Origin of the sequence: Burkholderia sp. DN3021, assembly GCF_049805555.1 — a bacterium.
Lineage (GTDB): Bacteria > Pseudomonadota > Gammaproteobacteria > Burkholderiales > Burkholderiaceae > Burkholderia > Burkholderia pyrrocinia_C.
This window is the reverse complement of the sequence record NZ_JBNCAB010000040.1, coordinates 1-14,446: the sequence shown is the minus strand read 5'-3', so window position 1 is coordinate 14,446 and position 14,446 is coordinate 1. Positions and strand designations below refer to the sequence as shown.

The 14,446-nt window shown below is 68.4% G+C and carries 14 protein-coding genes; 6 read left to right on the top strand and 8 right to left on the bottom strand.

Annotation, left to right across the window (positions count from 1 at the left end; all coding sequences use genetic code 11):
- Positions 1–160: 160 nt before the first annotated feature.
- Both ACPUER_RS20085 and ACPUER_RS20080 read right to left on the bottom strand, forming a co-directional pair.
- Positions 161–1,882 (bottom strand): phage integrase family protein, encoded by a 1,722-nt coding sequence (locus tag ACPUER_RS20085; protein ID WP_425131942.1) that lies wholly within the window; start codon positions 1,880–1,882, stop codon positions 161–163.
- Between the two features lie 148 nt (positions 1,883–2,030).
- Complete coding sequence (locus ACPUER_RS20080) at positions 2,031–2,240, bottom strand: hypothetical protein (protein ID WP_425131941.1); 210 nt, start codon at positions 2,238–2,240, stop codon at positions 2,031–2,033.
- Here ACPUER_RS20080 and ACPUER_RS20075 point away from each other — a divergent pair.
- Positions 2,239–3,432, top strand: coding sequence for a tetratricopeptide repeat protein (locus ACPUER_RS20075; protein ID WP_425131940.1), 1,194 nt, complete (start codon positions 2,239–2,241; stop codon positions 3,430–3,432). The two genes, ACPUER_RS20080 and ACPUER_RS20075, sit on opposite strands and share 2 nt — an antisense overlap.
- A gap of 133 nt (positions 3,433–3,565) precedes the next feature.
- Here the strand turns inward: ACPUER_RS20075 and ACPUER_RS20070 are convergent, their stop codons facing one another.
- On the bottom strand, positions 3,566–3,757 hold the full coding sequence (locus ACPUER_RS20070; RefSeq protein WP_175961826.1) for a DUF2964 family protein: 192 nt from the start codon (positions 3,755–3,757) through the stop codon (positions 3,566–3,568).
- 15 nt (positions 3,758–3,772) lie between these two features.
- Positions 3,773–4,249: a universal stress protein gene (locus ACPUER_RS20065; protein ID WP_425131939.1), complete on the bottom strand. Its 477-nt coding sequence runs from the start codon at positions 4,247–4,249 to the stop codon at positions 3,773–3,775.
- A 423-nt stretch (positions 4,250–4,672) separates the two neighbouring features.
- Between ACPUER_RS20065 and ACPUER_RS20060 the strand changes: the two genes are divergently transcribed.
- Together ACPUER_RS20060 and ACPUER_RS20055 are read left to right on the top strand one after the other, a co-directional pair.
- Positions 4,673–5,434, top strand: a complete 762-nt coding sequence (locus ACPUER_RS20060) for a 2-keto-4-pentenoate hydratase (protein WP_425131938.1) — start codon at positions 4,673–4,675, stop codon at positions 5,432–5,434.
- Positions 5,435–5,533: 99 nt separating this feature from the next.
- Complete coding sequence (locus tag ACPUER_RS20055) at positions 5,534–6,946, top strand: 3-deoxy-D-arabino-heptulosonate 7-phosphate synthase (RefSeq protein WP_425131937.1); 1,413 nt, start codon at positions 5,534–5,536, stop codon at positions 6,944–6,946.
- A gap of 42 nt (positions 6,947–6,988) precedes the next feature.
- Here the strand turns inward: ACPUER_RS20055 and ACPUER_RS20050 are convergent, their stop codons facing one another.
- The 3 genes from ACPUER_RS20050 to ACPUER_RS20040 all read right to left on the bottom strand — a co-directional run bounded on the left by ACPUER_RS20050 (position 6,989) and on the right by ACPUER_RS20040 (position 10,053).
- A complete protein-coding gene (locus ACPUER_RS20050) occupies positions 6,989–8,041 on the bottom strand; it encodes a helix-turn-helix domain-containing protein (RefSeq protein ID WP_425131936.1) in 1,053 nt (350 codons plus the stop codon).
- Between the two features lie 147 nt (positions 8,042–8,188).
- Positions 8,189–8,515 (bottom strand): hypothetical protein, encoded by a 327-nt coding sequence (locus ACPUER_RS20045; protein WP_175961831.1) that lies wholly within the window; start codon positions 8,513–8,515, stop codon positions 8,189–8,191.
- A 32-nt stretch (positions 8,516–8,547) separates the two neighbouring features.
- Positions 8,548–10,053 (bottom strand): hypothetical protein, encoded by a 1,506-nt coding sequence (locus ACPUER_RS20040; protein WP_425131935.1) that lies wholly within the window; start codon positions 10,051–10,053, stop codon positions 8,548–8,550.
- Here ACPUER_RS20040 and ACPUER_RS20035 point away from each other — a divergent pair.
- The 3 genes from ACPUER_RS20035 (at position 10,028) to ACPUER_RS20025 (ending at position 13,425) form a co-directional block, all read left to right on the top strand.
- A complete protein-coding gene (locus tag ACPUER_RS20035; RefSeq protein WP_175961833.1) occupies positions 10,028–10,303 on the top strand; it encodes a hypothetical protein in 276 nt (91 codons plus the stop codon). The genes ACPUER_RS20040 and ACPUER_RS20035 overlap by 26 nt on opposite strands.
- Positions 10,304–10,538: 235 nt before the next feature.
- On the top strand, positions 10,539–12,710 hold the full coding sequence (locus ACPUER_RS20030) for a hypothetical protein (protein WP_425131934.1): 2,172 nt from the start codon (positions 10,539–10,541) through the stop codon (positions 12,708–12,710).
- 7 nt (positions 12,711–12,717) lie between these two features.
- Positions 12,718–13,425 carry a DUF3142 domain-containing protein gene (locus ACPUER_RS20025; protein WP_175961835.1) on the top strand — a complete coding sequence of 236 codons (708 nt, stop codon included), beginning with the start codon at positions 12,718–12,720 and terminating at the stop codon, positions 13,423–13,425.
- Between the two features lie 45 nt (positions 13,426–13,470).
- On the opposite strand, the gene ACPUER_RS20020 is transcribed toward ACPUER_RS20025, so the two are convergent.
- Positions 13,471–14,397 (bottom strand): amidohydrolase family protein, encoded by a 927-nt coding sequence (locus ACPUER_RS20020; RefSeq protein ID WP_425131967.1) that lies wholly within the window; start codon positions 14,395–14,397, stop codon positions 13,471–13,473.
- Positions 14,398–14,446 lie beyond the last annotated feature (49 nt).

Genomic DNA, 14,446 nt, shown 5'->3' with positions numbered 1-14,446 from the left:
TCATCCATCCGTCGACGGAAAGCGCATTCAGGCACGCGGGTGCGGGCCTTCCAGGCCGACAGTCTCCTGACACACCTGACAGTTACATCGCGGCGCGATGAATCGTCCGATAGCGCTTCACAAAGAATGACGCAGACGTGACGTCCCCCGCGCGTTCCGCCTACTTGTCGGCCGCAAACGCGCTCGACATCTGCCGCGCCCGCTTCACATCGTCGCCATGCAGGTAAATCGACGTCGTCGAGATCGACGCATGCCGCAAGTTGTCGCGCACCGTCGTCAACTCGGCCCCGCGCGCGAGCGCGTGCGTCGCATGCGTATGACGCATCCAGTGCGGGCTCGCCTGCCGCAGCTTCTGCGCAAGCGCCGGGTTATCGGCATCGACGACATCGGCCGTCTGCGCGAAAAAGCGCTGCATCACCTTCCACAGCCGCACACTCGTGATCGCGGCCGCGCCGTCTTCCGCGAGGCTCGGGATCAGCGGCGTGTCGGGCCGCCAGCGCACCGGCGTGACCGGCAACCGGCGCGCGACCAGATGACGATCGAGCGCCGTGCGCGCCAGCGGCGGCAGCGCGACGCGCGCGGCCTTGCGCCCCTTGCCGATCACCTTCAGCCATGCGTCGCCGTGCGCATCCGTCTCGATGTCGCCGAGCGTCGCGCCGACCAGCTCGCTCGCGCGCAGCCCGGTCGCATAACCGAAATCGAGGATGAAGCGCAGCCGCTGCGCGGCGGCGAGCGTCCAGCCGGACGACGCGTCCTTGCGGAACTCGAGCCCGTCGGCGATCGTGCGGACCAGCAGCCACTCGCCTTCGGTGAACGCATGCGACGTGTCGAGTGCGTTCGGGCCGCGCGTGTCGCGCACCTTGACACCCGCGAACGGATTCGCGAGCAGGTAGCGCTGCTCGATCAGCCAGCGGAACAGCGCGCCGAGCACCGACAGCGTGTACGCCGCCGAGCGCGCGGACAGCCCGCCGGAGAACGGCCGCCAGTCGGGCGCGCCGCGCGGCCGCACGGGCCCGACCCAGCGCTCGTGCGGCGTCGGGCGCCGCACGAACGCGCGATACGCGACCGCATCCTCCGTCGTCAGCGACGACAGCGCGCGGCCGCGCTCGACGATCGCCCACAGGATCAGCCGCTCGGCCTCCTTCCGGTATGCGCGCCGCGTCGCGGCCGATTCGTGCAGAGACAGCCATGCGTGCACGGCCGCGTAATCGTTGTCCGCGTCGAGCGTGCTGGTCGCGCGCGGCGCGCGGAACGTGCCGGCCGAACCATCGACTTCGTGCGGCAGCTTCAACTGCTCCCACGGCACGATGCTGCTGCGCGGTGTCGCGGCGATCAGCGCGCGCGCCCGTTCGGTCAGGTCCGGATGCGCGGCAAAAAACGCCTCGATGCGTCGCGCACTGGCCGTGCCGAGGCCAGGAATCGCGCTCCACCACTGGCGCCGGCGCGGAATCCGCACGGTCAGATCCGCGAGCGTCGCAATCCCGTGCGCACGCAGCGCGGCGACCGCGCGCGCGGGCAGCCACAGGCCGACGTCGTCGCTGATCTGCGGGACCGGCGCGCGCGCGTGACGCAGCAGGCCGATCGCTTCGGTCGCGGCCTTCGCCTCCCGCACACGCTCACCGTCGGGATGACCGAGCCGTTCCGCGAGATCGGGCCGGCCGGCCAGCCGTGCGACGCGCACGAGGCGGCGGCGAATGCCGCCGATCACGCCGCGCGCCGAGCGCCCTGCGCCGAGACGATCGGGCAGGTAGCGTTCGACGGCCTGGCGCACGGTCATGCCCGCGTACCACGCGCGCAGCGCGGCCAGTTCGTCGGCATCGGGAAAACCTGCGGGCGCAGGCGCGGCATCGGAGGAAGGCGGTGAGGTGAGGCGCGGTTTCATGGGCGCCAGTTTGACAGAAGCGCGCGCGGCCGGAAGCGTCGTGCGCGGCGTTCCCGGCACGACGATCATGATTTGATACAAATCACGATGTCGTTCATCCGGCCGCAACAACAAGAATAGGTGGGCGCAACTGCGCCGCGCGCGCCTGTTATGCTGCGCCCTGCATTCGCGCGTCACCCGTCCGCATCTTCCACGCTGCTGCGGTCGGGATCCGCATTGAATTGCGCTGGACGATCCGGCCATCCGCATCGGGATTCGCGGGCCACAGCCCGTTGTTTATCGAAGGTTGCGCCGGACGTTCAATGCATTTCCGGCCGTCGGTCAATAAAACCGCTACATATAAGAACCACAATTTCATGACATCACGCCTTCTTGCCGCGCTCGTTGCCGCGGCCTTGAGCTGCACCGCGCTGCCCGCCGCCCACGCGCGCACCTACATCGCGCCGACGGCGTCGTTCGGGACAGGCGCTCATGTTCACCGGTTCGTGCTGCGCGACCCCGTCACGCACCAGCCGCTGCCGAATGCGCGGTACCGGCTGTTCCTGCCCGGCCAGGTCATCGCGGGCCTGCCCGTCAAGCCGGACCAGCACGACAGCGTGATCTTCGGCACGACCGACGCTGCCGGGCGCACCGTCAGAATCCGGCTGCCGAAGGCTCATCCGCAGAAGCAGTGGGTGTTCAACGCTATCGTCGGCGAAGGCGACATGGGCGAATCGTTCCGGCTGGTCGAGCCATTCGGCAATGCGCCGCTCGGCAAATTCCCGTATGTACTGGACGTGGAAAACGAATATCTGGCGTGCGGCTACTCGGATGCGAACGGCTACACCTACTACGCGCAATCGCGCACGCCGCGGAACGTCAGTCTGTACGCCGGGACGCTGGCCGGGTCCGCCGACGCCGACTGGTGCGCGGGCCCGGGCGCGGCCATCGCGAACGGCGCGAGCAATCCCGGCGCGCCGGACCTGTACACGCAATACCTCGGCAGCCTGGTAGCCAACGGCAGCCGGATCAGCACCGAATTGCGGCAACAGATCGTCACCAAGCTGCTGTCGCTCGCGATCGCCGGGCACGACGCGAGCCGTGTCGCCGCCGTGCTCGATCTCGGCGAGATCCCCGACGATCGCCTGAACGACATCGGCTATCGGCTCGTCGACGCGGGTGTGGAAGTCGATCGCGGGCTCGCGATGATCGACGCGCATCTCGCGAAGTCACCGGACGATGCGTATGCGCTCGACAGCAAGGGCTGGGCGCTGTATCGCCTCGGTCGCAACGACGAGGCGCTCGCGTGGTTCGACCGGTCGATCGCGATCTTCGCGAAGAACGGCAACGACGACAGCGACACGCGCGAAGCCTATGCGACCGGCCTGACGCACAGGGGCGAAGTGCTGTGGAAGCTGGGACGCCAGGATGAGGCGCGCGCTGCGTTCGCGCAGGCGCGGAAGATTCAGCCGAAGAACGCGGAGCTGGAGGAAACGGCGAAGCGGCTGGAGATACAGATCGGGCAGGACGGCGCGAAGGCGCCGGGAACGGCAGGCGCGCAAGCGGAGTAGCGGCGCCGGGCAGCGGCGCGAAGCGACGGGGCCGGTGCCGGTGCAGCCGCGGCTACCGCCGGCTTTTCGACAGACGGCCGCCGGACCTGTCGGGCCCGGTCGACCAGGAGACGCGGGCAGAGCATGCCCCGCGTCACTCCTCGCCTTTCACGCCCGGATTGAGCATCACGACGAAGCCGGCCACGCCGACAAGCAACGCGATCGCGCCGCCACGCAGCGCCATCGCTTCATCGAACAGCAGCCCCGTCACGACGGCCATCATCCCCGCGAGCGACACGAACACGGCGATCGCCGCGACAACGATCCGGTACTGGCGGCGTATCATCTCGCACCCGCCGCATCAGGCCGCGGCGGCGGCCGATACGTCGGCGTCGTCGCCGCGAATCAGCAGCACCGGGCATTTCGAGCCGCGCACGAAGCGCTCGGCGACGCTGCCGAGCAGCACGCGCCGGATGCCGCGCCGCCCGTGCGTGCCGACCACCGCGAGATCGATCCCGCGTTCCTTCACGTAGCGCTGCAGGCGTTCCGCAACGTCCTCGCCGATGCTCTCGGTCTCGACGAGTTCGGCCTCGCCCTTCGCGCCGGCGGCCGCGACGATCTGTTCGGCGTCGCGCAGCACCTTGAACCCGTCTTCGCGGATTTCCTCGATGAGCGCATGCGGGTCCAAACGACCCGCGTAAGTGAACAGCACCGACTTGTCGACCACATACACGACGCTGACGTGCGCGTCGCCCGCCAGTGCCATCTTCACTGCCTCGGCAAGCGCCTGTTTCGACGTAGCGCTGCCGTCGACGGCCACCATGATCTTCTCGTACATGCAAACCTCGCTGGGGTGAACTGCCGCGCACCGTATCGCGCGCGGCCATGTCGCTATCATCGGCGGCTGGCGGGTTCGGTTGTTGATGACGATCAAGCCAGGCCGGCATTCGATCCGCGAACCGGCTACGCGGGCGCCCGCCATGCACGGCTTTCGGCCGCCGCGCAGGAAGGAAACCCTCGTTTCCCGTCGTTCAATTCACTCGGGAAGGCGCTTTCCCTGTTGTGTCGCACAACGTGCCGGGCTTGCTGGCGCCGGGGCGAGCCGATCGTCCAGCGGAGATCCCGAGGGTGGCGTTCGGCGGCCGCGGGCCGCCAATGCGCGACCGGATCGAGCGGCCCTCGCGCCGAAAGCGCTATCATCGAATGTACGACTTTCGTCCGGCCCTTTTTTGCCGGCTCACTTTCAACTCGCTCAACCGACATGACAACGACTACCGAACGCGTGGACGGCGCCGCCCAGCATCTCGTCGCCGCCCGCCATGCCGGCTCGCCCGGCCCGCTGCTGCCCGATGCGCTGCGCCCCGAGGACGTCGACACCGCGCTGGCGATCCAGCAGCGCGTCGCCGACCTGCTCGGCGAACCCGTCGGCGGATGGAAATGCGCGCTGCCGCCGCCCGACCGCGTGATCCTCGCGCCGATCTTCGCGTCGACGATCCGCGAAGCCGATGCGCCGTATCGCGTCGTCGGCGGGCCGATCGTGCGGATCGAACCGGAAATCGCGTTCGTGCTCGATCGCGACCTGCCCGCGCGCGGCGAGCCGTACGACGAGAACGACGTGCGCGGCGCGATCCGCGAAGTGCGCATCGTGCTCGAGGTGCTCGGCTGCCGCTACGCGGAGCCGGCGCGCGCGTCGAAGTTCGAGCTGCTCGCCGACGGGCAGTTCAACCAGGGGCTGTGCGTCGGCCCGGTCGTGCGCGACGGGCTGAACGTGCCGCTCGCGACGCTGGCGCTGTCGTTCGAAGGCGCGCTGAACCGCACGATCGACGGCCGCCATCCCGACGGCGATCCGCTGAAGCCGCTCGTGTGGCTCGTCAATTTCCTCGCGTCGCGCGGCGATGCGGTGCGCGCCGGCCAGATCGTGACGACCGGTTCGTACGCGGGCGCGATCGATGTGCCGCTCGGCGATGCGCTGACGGTCCGCTTCGGCGAGCTCGGCAGTTTGTCGGTGACGTTGACGGCGTAATGTGTCACGCGCGCTGCCGCCCGACCTTGCGTGACGGCAGCCTCATCGCGCGTGGCCTCAACACCGATCACGCGAACCGCGTCCACCCCGATACCTGACATGTCGCTGACACCGCTTCCCGCCCTGCTCGACGAAGTCCTGCGTACCGTCGCTCGCCGTTACCGGCTGCCGCCGCTCGACAGCATGTCGTCGCCGACCGACGCCGCGAACCCGGCCGCCACCCTTGCACTCGTGATCGAGGAAGCGCGCCGGATCCGAAGCGACGGACACGCTCCCGGCGCGGAACTGCAGCAACGCTTCATCGATGCGCTCGCACGGATGATCCGCGACGCGATGGACAGGCAATCCGGCGATCCCGCCTTCCAGGCCGCGGTGCTGCGGCACGACGCGCCGAGCGTGCGCGAATACGCGTCGTTGCACGCGCACGCCGAGCAGGATCGGCGCGCGCTGCATTCGGCCGTCAACGCGATCGCGCACCCGGCCAAACTCGAGCGCAGCGCCCAGGCGTGGCAACGCGACGGGCTCGCGCGGCTGCATGCGGCCGCAACGTCCGCGTCGTGGGCCGATCTCCATGCCACGCTGCAGCATCTGCTCGCGCTGCCCGACATGGCGACCGATGCCGCGTTCGAGCAGGACATCGTCAAGCTGAAGGATGGTGCGGCACTCGAACGCCTGCTGCGTCTCGATGCGCTGGCGTCGGACGAGCACGTCCGGCGATACCGCGCACTGTGGGTACGCCAGGGTCCGCTCGAAGGCAGCACGATCGCGGTCGCGCAGGGCGCCGCGTCGCAGCGGCGCGGCGCGGCCGTCGAAGCGCTGGCCGCACAGGCGCTCGACGCGTTGGCCGGCAGGCTCGAAGCCGTGGACGAACGGCGCACCTACTGTGTGGTCACATCGATGCGCGTGCCGTCGTCGATCCCGGGCCGGCACGACCGCGCCAAAACCGAATGGGATGCGATCCTGCTCGAACGCCCGCGCGGCGACGAATCAGCGCCCGTGTGGAACGTCCGCTTCCTCGTCGAAGCGAAGGCGTCCGCGGATGCGGCGACGACCGATTTGCCGCGGCTGCTGCGCGGCCTGAACCTGCTCGCGCAGGCCGACCCCGACACGATCTATTCGTTCGAGACGCACCAGGGCACGGTGCGCATGCACGGCGCGTCGCTGCGCGCGTTGACGACCGACGACGCGGCGCTGCAACGGGAAGTGCTCTATTGCTGCGATGCGTCCGCGGACGCGGCGCCGCGCTTGCTGGGCGCCGCGAGCCGGATGCAGTTGCTGTCGGCGCAGGCGAGCCTCGAATACGCGAGCGCGCTCGCACGGCAGCCGGACGCCGATCCGCGCGGCCTCGGCGTCATCTGGCACGCGCTGCTGACGCTGCCGCAATGGCATGCCGTGCTGCATCAATACCCGTCGCTGCGGCAGGTCCGCGAACTGATGGTGGCGATCGACGACTTGCGGGCCGCGATCGACGATGTCGCCGACGACGGCGTCGCGAGCAGCGTGTACGCGTGATGCACGAGCCGGGCCGTCGCGCAACGACAACGCGCCGCCCGCTCAGTTGGTGAGCACGCCGAACGGCAGCGTCCACCCCGCCAGCCGGCCGCCGTCGGCCCATCGATCGTCAGCCGTGCCGCAAGGCAGCAGAACCGGCGCGGTCGCACACTCGAGCGTTTCCTTCGGCGTATGGCCGAACTCCGCCTTGAACAACCGGTGGAAATACTTCTCGTCGGGAAAGCCGTGCGCCCACGCGATTTCCGCGATGCGCTGATGCCTGCGCTGCGGATCGCCCAGCACGTGGTACGCGTGACGCAGCCGCCTGCGCGTGATCTGCCGCATCACGCCGCCCTCTTCCTTGAACAGTTGATAGAGCCGCGCTCGCGACACGCCGATGTCGCGGCAGATCCGGTCGGGCGTGAGGTCGGGCTCCAGCAGATGCGTGTCGATGTAGCGCCGGACCCGCTCGACCAGCGCGTTGTCGATCGGGCCGCGCGCGTCGTGCAGCGCCTGCGCGGTCGGCGACACCGCCGCGGCCAGCAGCAGCAACATCGACTGCACGATGCTCGGCACCTCGTGCATGCGCAGGCTCGGCAGGTTCCGGAACAGCGACAGCATCTGGTCGCCGAGCAGGCGGCCCACGCCGCTCGTCAGCGTCTGGCCGTGCAGCTGCGCCGCGTGGCCCGGCAGCAGGTATCTCGGCACGACCAGGCTGATCACGTCGCCGGCGTCGACCTTGCAATCGTTGATCTGTGCGACGTCATAGACGAACAGGTCGCCGGCGCGCTTGAACAGCTCCGGCCCGCCGATGCGGCTCGCGAGTCGTCCGCCGAGCAGCAGCGTGAACCGGATCGAATCCTGGCCGTCGAGCCGGATCCGCCGCGTGGTCCGGTGAACCGTATAGGTCGGCGCGCGCGACCGCCAGTGCCGGCCCGACAGGATCAACGGGCCGAGCGCCGCGCCGCTCGCTTCCGCGTCGAACGCGCCGTGGCCGCCGTCGTCATCGAGCCGGTAGTCGCATAGCATGTCCTTGACCCAGACGTGGAACCGGTCCGGCTCGGGGTAGTCGATCGTGCGAAACTTGAAAACAGGGACGAATGCCGCTTGATCCATGACAGTTTTTTTATCGAGCCGACGGGAAAGGATGAATCGGTTCGTCGATTATCGGACCAAATTGCGCCGGCGCAAGGCCGGCGCGGCATATCGTCCACGAAAGCGGTCGACCGACGCCCTGCGGCGGGCGTCGTCGTCATCGCGCCATCAGCGCTGCGGATGGCATTCCCAGTTGTTGTACGTCGGCCGGTCGATCGGCGTGAGCCCCGGAATCATGAACACCGTACAGCCGAAACGCCGCCCCTTGCCGGTCGTCGCGTCGTAACTCACCTTCTGGCCGCCCAGCCCGTCCTTCTTCCCGTACTGCACGTTGGCGATCGTGATCTCGTCCGACGACGCCAGCCCGAGCGTCTTCGCGGTCGACGTCTGGACGTCGACCATGTTCATCTGCGTCGTGCCGCACGCGGACAACACGAGGCCGGCGACCGCGATGCCCAGCGCGGTCCGTACAGTGCAATGCAAGGTCTTCTTCATGACTTCTCCTTCGATTTCCCGACGCGAAACGGTTACGAGCCCGGGGTATAAAAGCTGGCCTGCAGCTGGCTGCCGACACTCGCGACATACGATTGCCAGACAAGCGCCATCGCCCCCGTCGCGTTGACGGCGAGCGCCGGCCACGACGCACTCTGTGCCGCCAGCGTCGACGCGCTCCACGCACCGTTCCGGTAGCTGGCCGCGATGACTGCCGACGCGCCCGGCATGCCCGTGTCCTGCCATGCGGCCGTCACGTTGCCGGCCGCGTCGATCACCAGCGGCGGGTACTGGGCTGCCGCCCCGTTCAGGTGTTCCGTCAGTCGCTGCAGCGGCCCCCAGTTTCCGCTGGCATCGGACACGCTCGCCTGCAGGACCGCGCCCCCTTCCGCCCACATCACGGCAGCCACGCCGTTTTCGTTGACGGTCAGCATCGGCGTCGCGATGAAGCCCGTCGGCTCCGCGATCGCGGGCGCCACTGACTGCGCGGGCTGCCACCCGGTTCCGGACACGTAGCGCTGCGACATCGTGGTGGTGAGGATCTTCCCGCCGGTCACGTCGAGTTGCCCCCAGACCAGCGTGATGTTGCCCTTCACGTCCATGCCGGCCACCGGCGAGATGATCGTCGTGAACAGGCTCGTGTTCGACACGGCCTGATTGACGTTGGTCCAGCCGTTCGTCGCGTCGTACGTAGCGGTCCAAAGCGCCGAGTGCGTATGATTGGTCTGCCGCCACGCGAGCACGGCCCGGCCGGACGACAGCACCGACATCATCGGCCGCACGTTGTCGGTATCGCCGGTCACGGCGCCCGGCCCGGTCTGCACCGGCATCTGGATCAGCGCCGTCGGCGACCACTGGCCGGCCGGCGTATAGCGCGTCCACGCAATGCGTGTATCCAGCAGGCTGATCGACTGCGTCCATGCGACGAGCGCATTGCCCTGACTGTCGATCCCGGCCGTATAGGACGAACCCGCCATATCCGGCGCCAGTTCGAATGCCGCGCCCCATCCGGTATTCGGGCTGTACGGGCGCGCCCACAGTGCGTACGTGTTGGGGCCCGGCATCCATTCGGTCCAGAACGCGACCGCCTGCCCGCTCGCGTTACCGACCAGTTGCGGCTGAACCCCGCTCAACCCGTTCATCGAATGCGAACCGTCGCCCGTGTCGAGCCGCGTCGCACTTGCCCAGCCCGAGCCCGGGACATAGCGCGCGCCCCACATCTCGTTGCCGTTCGCGCCGGCCGGGCCATTGGTCATCCAGGTGGCAAGCGCGTTGCCGCTCGCGTCGATCGTCACGCTGGGCTCGCCCTCCGGCCCCTTGCCGTCCAGCGCAACGGCCGGCGACCAGCCGGCCTGCGGCTGCGCGGTCCCGCCGCCCGTCGGGCTGCCGTTCGAACCGCCGCCGGGCGCTGACGGACCGGAAGGTGAACCGGGATTGTTCGGCGTCGACAATGACGCGCCGCCGTTCGGGGCGACATCGTCGCCGCCGCATGCGCTCAGCGCGAGAGCGGCTGCCATGACCATCCATGTAATGGGTTTCATCGGAATCCTCTTGTTTTCATTTGCCGGCGTACTCTCGTCTGCCGTTCGCCGAAACGACGCGCGGCTTCGATCGGGCTATTTGATAAGCAATACTATTGAGCAGGCATGGAAAGCGGCATCTGTTCGCCTCCCCGTCATGATCGATTCCGTCGCGCGGATCGACGCGAACGCCGCTTTCGGCGGACCTCCCCGGCCGGACAGCAATGACGACACGTCGTCTATCGCCGGGCTGTCCGCAACTGCCGGCTGAATCTTAATTCAGGCGATCCGGATTCAAGGTGGCGTTACGTCTACACTGAGTGGACTTCCATTTCGTCGGGCCGGCAATCGCCGCGACCGGCCGACAGACTCGCGCCCGTCGCCTGATCACCGCGACCGCACTACCCGCCGGCGCTATCCGTCCCGCCCGTGAGGTACGATACGCGCCGGGGCACGACGCCCCCTGAGAGACCCGGCCATCGCGGCCCCACCCCAGCACAAGAAAAATGCGAAGAAACCCATTGCTGCAACGAAACCTGTTCGCCGCGCTGGCGGCCAGCCTGCTCTGGATCCCCGGCGCTCATGCCAGCTCGGACGACACTTGCTACGCGCCGGCCACGCTCCGGCAGAATACGTACTCGTGCAGCAACGTGCCGATGCTGAGCCCTGCCAACGACACGCGCATCAACGCGATGCTGATGATGGTCGACAGCGCCAAGGTCGCACAGGTGTTCCCGGACCCGAAGACGATCCCGGCGAAAGACCGGATCAACCAGATCATCGTGCCGTTCCCGATGGACTTTTCCGGATGGATCTATATCGGCCAGAAGGAGCCCGACAAGACCGGCAGCGGGTCGGATGCGGATGCGCCGTCGAACCGGTACGCCGACGGCGAAGGCAGCATCTGCCGCAGCATGAATGCCGGTGCCGACGCGTTCAACGACGCGCTGAGCGGTGCCGGCGGCATCCCCGCCGACGAAGCCGCGCGCCTGCGCGCGGCGCGCGCCGACATCACGCAGAAAACCTGTGCCGCGGGCGGCGCGAGCGCCACCTGGACGAAGCCGCCGGTCAAATCGCCGCTTGGCCAGCAGTTCGCCGCGTACCTCGACGGCACGAACGCGTTCTACCGCGCCGACTTCCTCGCCGCGACCAAGGCCTTCGCGAACGCATCGCACAGCGCGAACCCGTGGCTGAAGGAAACCGGCCTCTATATGGCCGGGCGCGCGCAGTTGAACGCCGCGCAGGCCAATGTATTCGACAACGACAGCCCCACGCCGTCGCGCGCTCGCGTGACGAAGGTGTCGCTCGACGCCGCGAATACGGTGTTTCGCACCTACCTGAAGGTGTATCCGCAGGGGCGCTATGCGGTGTCCGCGACGGGGCTGTTGCGGCGCGTCGCGTGGCTAGGCGGAAACGTCACGCAGCAGGCCGACCTCTACGGCCATGCGCTCGCGCGCTGGTCGCCCGCGACCTCGAACGTGCCGCTGATGCAACTGGCGAACGAACTCGACAGCAAGCTGCTGTTCGGGTCGGACCTCGACGCGGCCCAGATCCAGTCGCCGACCGTGCTCGCGACCGTCGATCTGCTGCGCATGCGTACGTCGGACAGCAGCGATTCGAGCCGCGGCAAGCCGCTGACGCTGGACGACCTGCAGGCGCAGAAGCCGCGCTTCGCGAACGCGCCCGCGCTCTACGACTACCTGCTCGCGACCTGGTATGTCCAGATCGGGCACAAGCCGGATGCTGCCCTCGAACTGCTGCCGCAGACACCCGCCGTGCCGCTCGACTACTTCGGTCTGAGCCAGCAGGCGCTGCGCGCGTTCGCGCTGGAGGACAGCGGCCAGACCGACAAGGCCCGCCAGCTGTGGCGCGACCTGATCCCGCTCGCCAAATTCCGCTTCCAGCGCGAGGCGCTGGAACTCGCGCTCGCGATCAACCTGGAGCAGGCCGGGCTCGTCAACGACGTGTTCGCCGACGATTCGCCCGTGCAGAACGCCGCGCTCCGGGCGATCCTGCTGCAGAGCACGGCCGGTGCCGACCTGCTGCGCGCGCAGGCGCAGAACCAGGCGACCGGCGGCGCGCTGCGCGACACCGCGCTGTACACGCTGCTGTACAAGGAGCTCACGCGCTCGCACTATGCCGACTTCATCGCCGACGCCGCGCTGGTGTCCGGCACGCCCGCCGATCCGTTGAAGCCGTTCGTCGCGCCCGGCACCAGGAACGAAGACGGCTACACGTGCCCGTCCGCACGCGACATCGCCGCGACGCTTCAGCAAAACCCCGGCGATTCGAAAGGGCTGAACTGCCTCGCCGATTTCGTGCGCCGTCATCCGCCCGCGGCCGGCCTCGAAAACGATCCGGTGCCGCTGTGGATGCGCAACGCGTCGTCGACATCCTCCACGCGCGTACCGCCGACGCTCGGCGCATCGCCGTCGCAGTTCGCGGGCAAGCCGTACGAGCGGATGTCGAGCTACGCGACGGTGATGGCCGACGCGCAGGCGAACCCGAACGACCGCGCTTACGCGTTCTACCGCGCGATCAAGTGCTATGCGCCGTCGGGCAGCAACGACTGCGGCGGCAAGGACGTGCCGAAGAACACGCGCAAGCGCTGGTTCGATACGCTGAAGGCCACCTATCCGGGCAGTCCGTGGGCGCAGAAGCTCCGCTACTACTGGTGAGCGCGGCGTGAAGCGCATTGCGTGCGTCGCGCTGCTGCTGGCCGGACGCATCGTGCTGGCCGGCACCGTCGATCCCGCACAGTACGACGCGTTCTGGCTGTGGGCCGGCGTGAAACCGCAAGCGGTCGTAAGCGGCGCGCGCGCCGTCTACGTGCTGCAAGGGCAGATCGAAGCATCGCCGCGGGACGAGTCGCAGGTACGCGTCATCGCGCAGGGCGTCGCACTGCCGCCCGCGCCGAACGCGCGCGTCTGGCTCGTCTACCGCGCGCATACGCTGCGCTGGACGCCGCGCGTCACGCAGATCATGCTGGCGCAGCTCACGCGCTGGCGCGCATCGGGCCGCACGATCGCGGGCATCCAGATCGACTTCGATGCGCGTACGCGCCATCTGCAGGACTACGTCGAATTCCTGCGGACGTTGCGCGAGACCTTGCCCGCCGATTGCCGGTTGAGCATCACGGGGCTGCTCGACTGGAGCAGCCGCATCGATGCCGACCAGGTCAACCAGCTCAGGGGCATCGTCGACGAGGTGGTCGTGCAGACCTACCAGGGGCGCAGCACGATCCCCGACTATGCGGCCTACCTGCCGCGCGTCGCGCGGCTGCAACTGCCGTTCCGGATCGGCGTGATCCAGGGCGGCGAGTGGGACGCGCCGCCGTACCTCGCGACGAATCCGTGGTTCCGCGGCTACGTCGTGTTCCTGCGCAACAGCTAGCGGGCGGAAACGCGGCGACGTTGGGCCCGCCCGCGTGCCGGAGTATCAGATGCGATAAATCCGCTCTGCATTGCCGACACACAACGCGTGCCTCTCCGCATCGCTCGCCCCTGCGATGATCTCCGAATACGCTCGCCAGAGCGCCGGATACCCGGCATGCAGCCGGTCGATCGGAAAATTCGACGCGAACATGCATCGCGCGGCGCCGAATGCGTCGATCCCCTCGAGCACATATGGCCGGAAGCTCTCGGTCGTCCACCTGTGATCGAACATCGCAAGCCCGCTCAGCTTGAGCATGACGTTCTCGCGCCGGGCGAGCCCGTGCAGCCCGGTGCGCCACGCGCGGTAGCCGTGCACGCTGTCGCGGTCGACGAACATGCCCGCGTGATTGACGATGAAGACCGTGTCCGGATGCGCGTCGATCAGCGTCAGCGCGGCCCCGACCTGGGACGGATAGAGCTGCAGGTCGAACGACAGCCCGAGCCGTGCGAGCCACCCGAAATGGTCGCGCCAGCCCGGATCGTCGAGATAGTCGCGATCGACGTAGTTGTACCAGGGGTTCGCGTGACGGTTCAGTACCTGGCGAATGCCGCGCACGTTCGCGCAGGCGGCGGCCGCCTCGAGCCTCGCAGGCGCGTCGGCACGCGACAGGTCGACGCCCGCGACAATGCCCTCGGGCATGCCGCCGCTCGCCGGCGTGTCGGCCAGCGCCTGCAGCCATTCGACCTCGCTCGGCGTGGTCCACGCGTCATGGATCGCTTCGACGTGCACGACTTTCAGGATGTCGATCCCGCCCGCGTCCGCGCGCAGGTCGGCCGGACCGTATGCGCGCGGCAGCGCCGCCACCGGCCCGGAAAACGCCGGTTGCGCGCGGTCGAGCCAGCCGTAGCTCAACGCATCGGCATCCCAGAAATGCACATGTGGATCGACTGAGGCCGGGCGAAAAAAATGGAAGCCAACGTTTCGTAAAATCGAGAAACGGAGGCATGGATGAATCGAATTCCAAGAGCGGTCTATACGA

What these genes read in the sequence shown, in the direction of transcription:
- ACPUER_RS20085 (WP_425131942.1), bottom strand. Translation starts at nt 1,882, where the DNA reads ATGAAACCGCGCCTCACCTCACCGCCTTCCTCCGATGCCGCGCCTGCG.
- ACPUER_RS20075 (WP_425131940.1), top strand. Translation starts at nt 2,239, where the DNA reads ATGACATCACGCCTTCTTGCCGCGCTCGTTGCCGCGGCCTTGAGCTGC.
- ACPUER_RS20080 (WP_425131941.1), bottom strand. Translation starts at nt 2,240, where the DNA reads ATGAAATTGTGGTTCTTATATGTAGCGGTTTTATTGACCGACGGCCGG.
- ACPUER_RS20070 (WP_175961826.1), bottom strand. Translation starts at nt 3,757, where the DNA reads ATGATACGCCGCCAGTACCGGATCGTTGTCGCGGCGATCGCCGTGTTC.
- ACPUER_RS20065 (WP_425131939.1), bottom strand. Translation starts at nt 4,249, where the DNA reads ATGTACGAGAAGATCATGGTGGCCGTCGACGGCAGCGCTACGTCGAAA.
- ACPUER_RS20060 (WP_425131938.1), top strand. Translation starts at nt 4,673, where the DNA reads ATGACAACGACTACCGAACGCGTGGACGGCGCCGCCCAGCATCTCGTC.
- ACPUER_RS20055 (WP_425131937.1), top strand. Translation starts at nt 5,534, where the DNA reads ATGTCGCTGACACCGCTTCCCGCCCTGCTCGACGAAGTCCTGCGTACC.
- ACPUER_RS20050 (WP_425131936.1), bottom strand. Translation starts at nt 8,041, where the DNA reads ATGGATCAAGCGGCATTCGTCCCTGTTTTCAAGTTTCGCACGATCGAC.
- ACPUER_RS20045 (WP_175961831.1), bottom strand. Translation starts at nt 8,515, where the DNA reads ATGAAGAAGACCTTGCATTGCACTGTACGGACCGCGCTGGGCATCGCG.
- ACPUER_RS20035 (WP_175961833.1), top strand. Translation starts at nt 10,028, where the DNA reads ATGACCATCCATGTAATGGGTTTCATCGGAATCCTCTTGTTTTCATTT.
- ACPUER_RS20040 (WP_425131935.1), bottom strand. Translation starts at nt 10,053, where the DNA reads ATGAAACCCATTACATGGATGGTCATGGCAGCCGCTCTCGCGCTGAGC.
- ACPUER_RS20030 (WP_425131934.1), top strand. Translation starts at nt 10,539, where the DNA reads ATGCGAAGAAACCCATTGCTGCAACGAAACCTGTTCGCCGCGCTGGCG.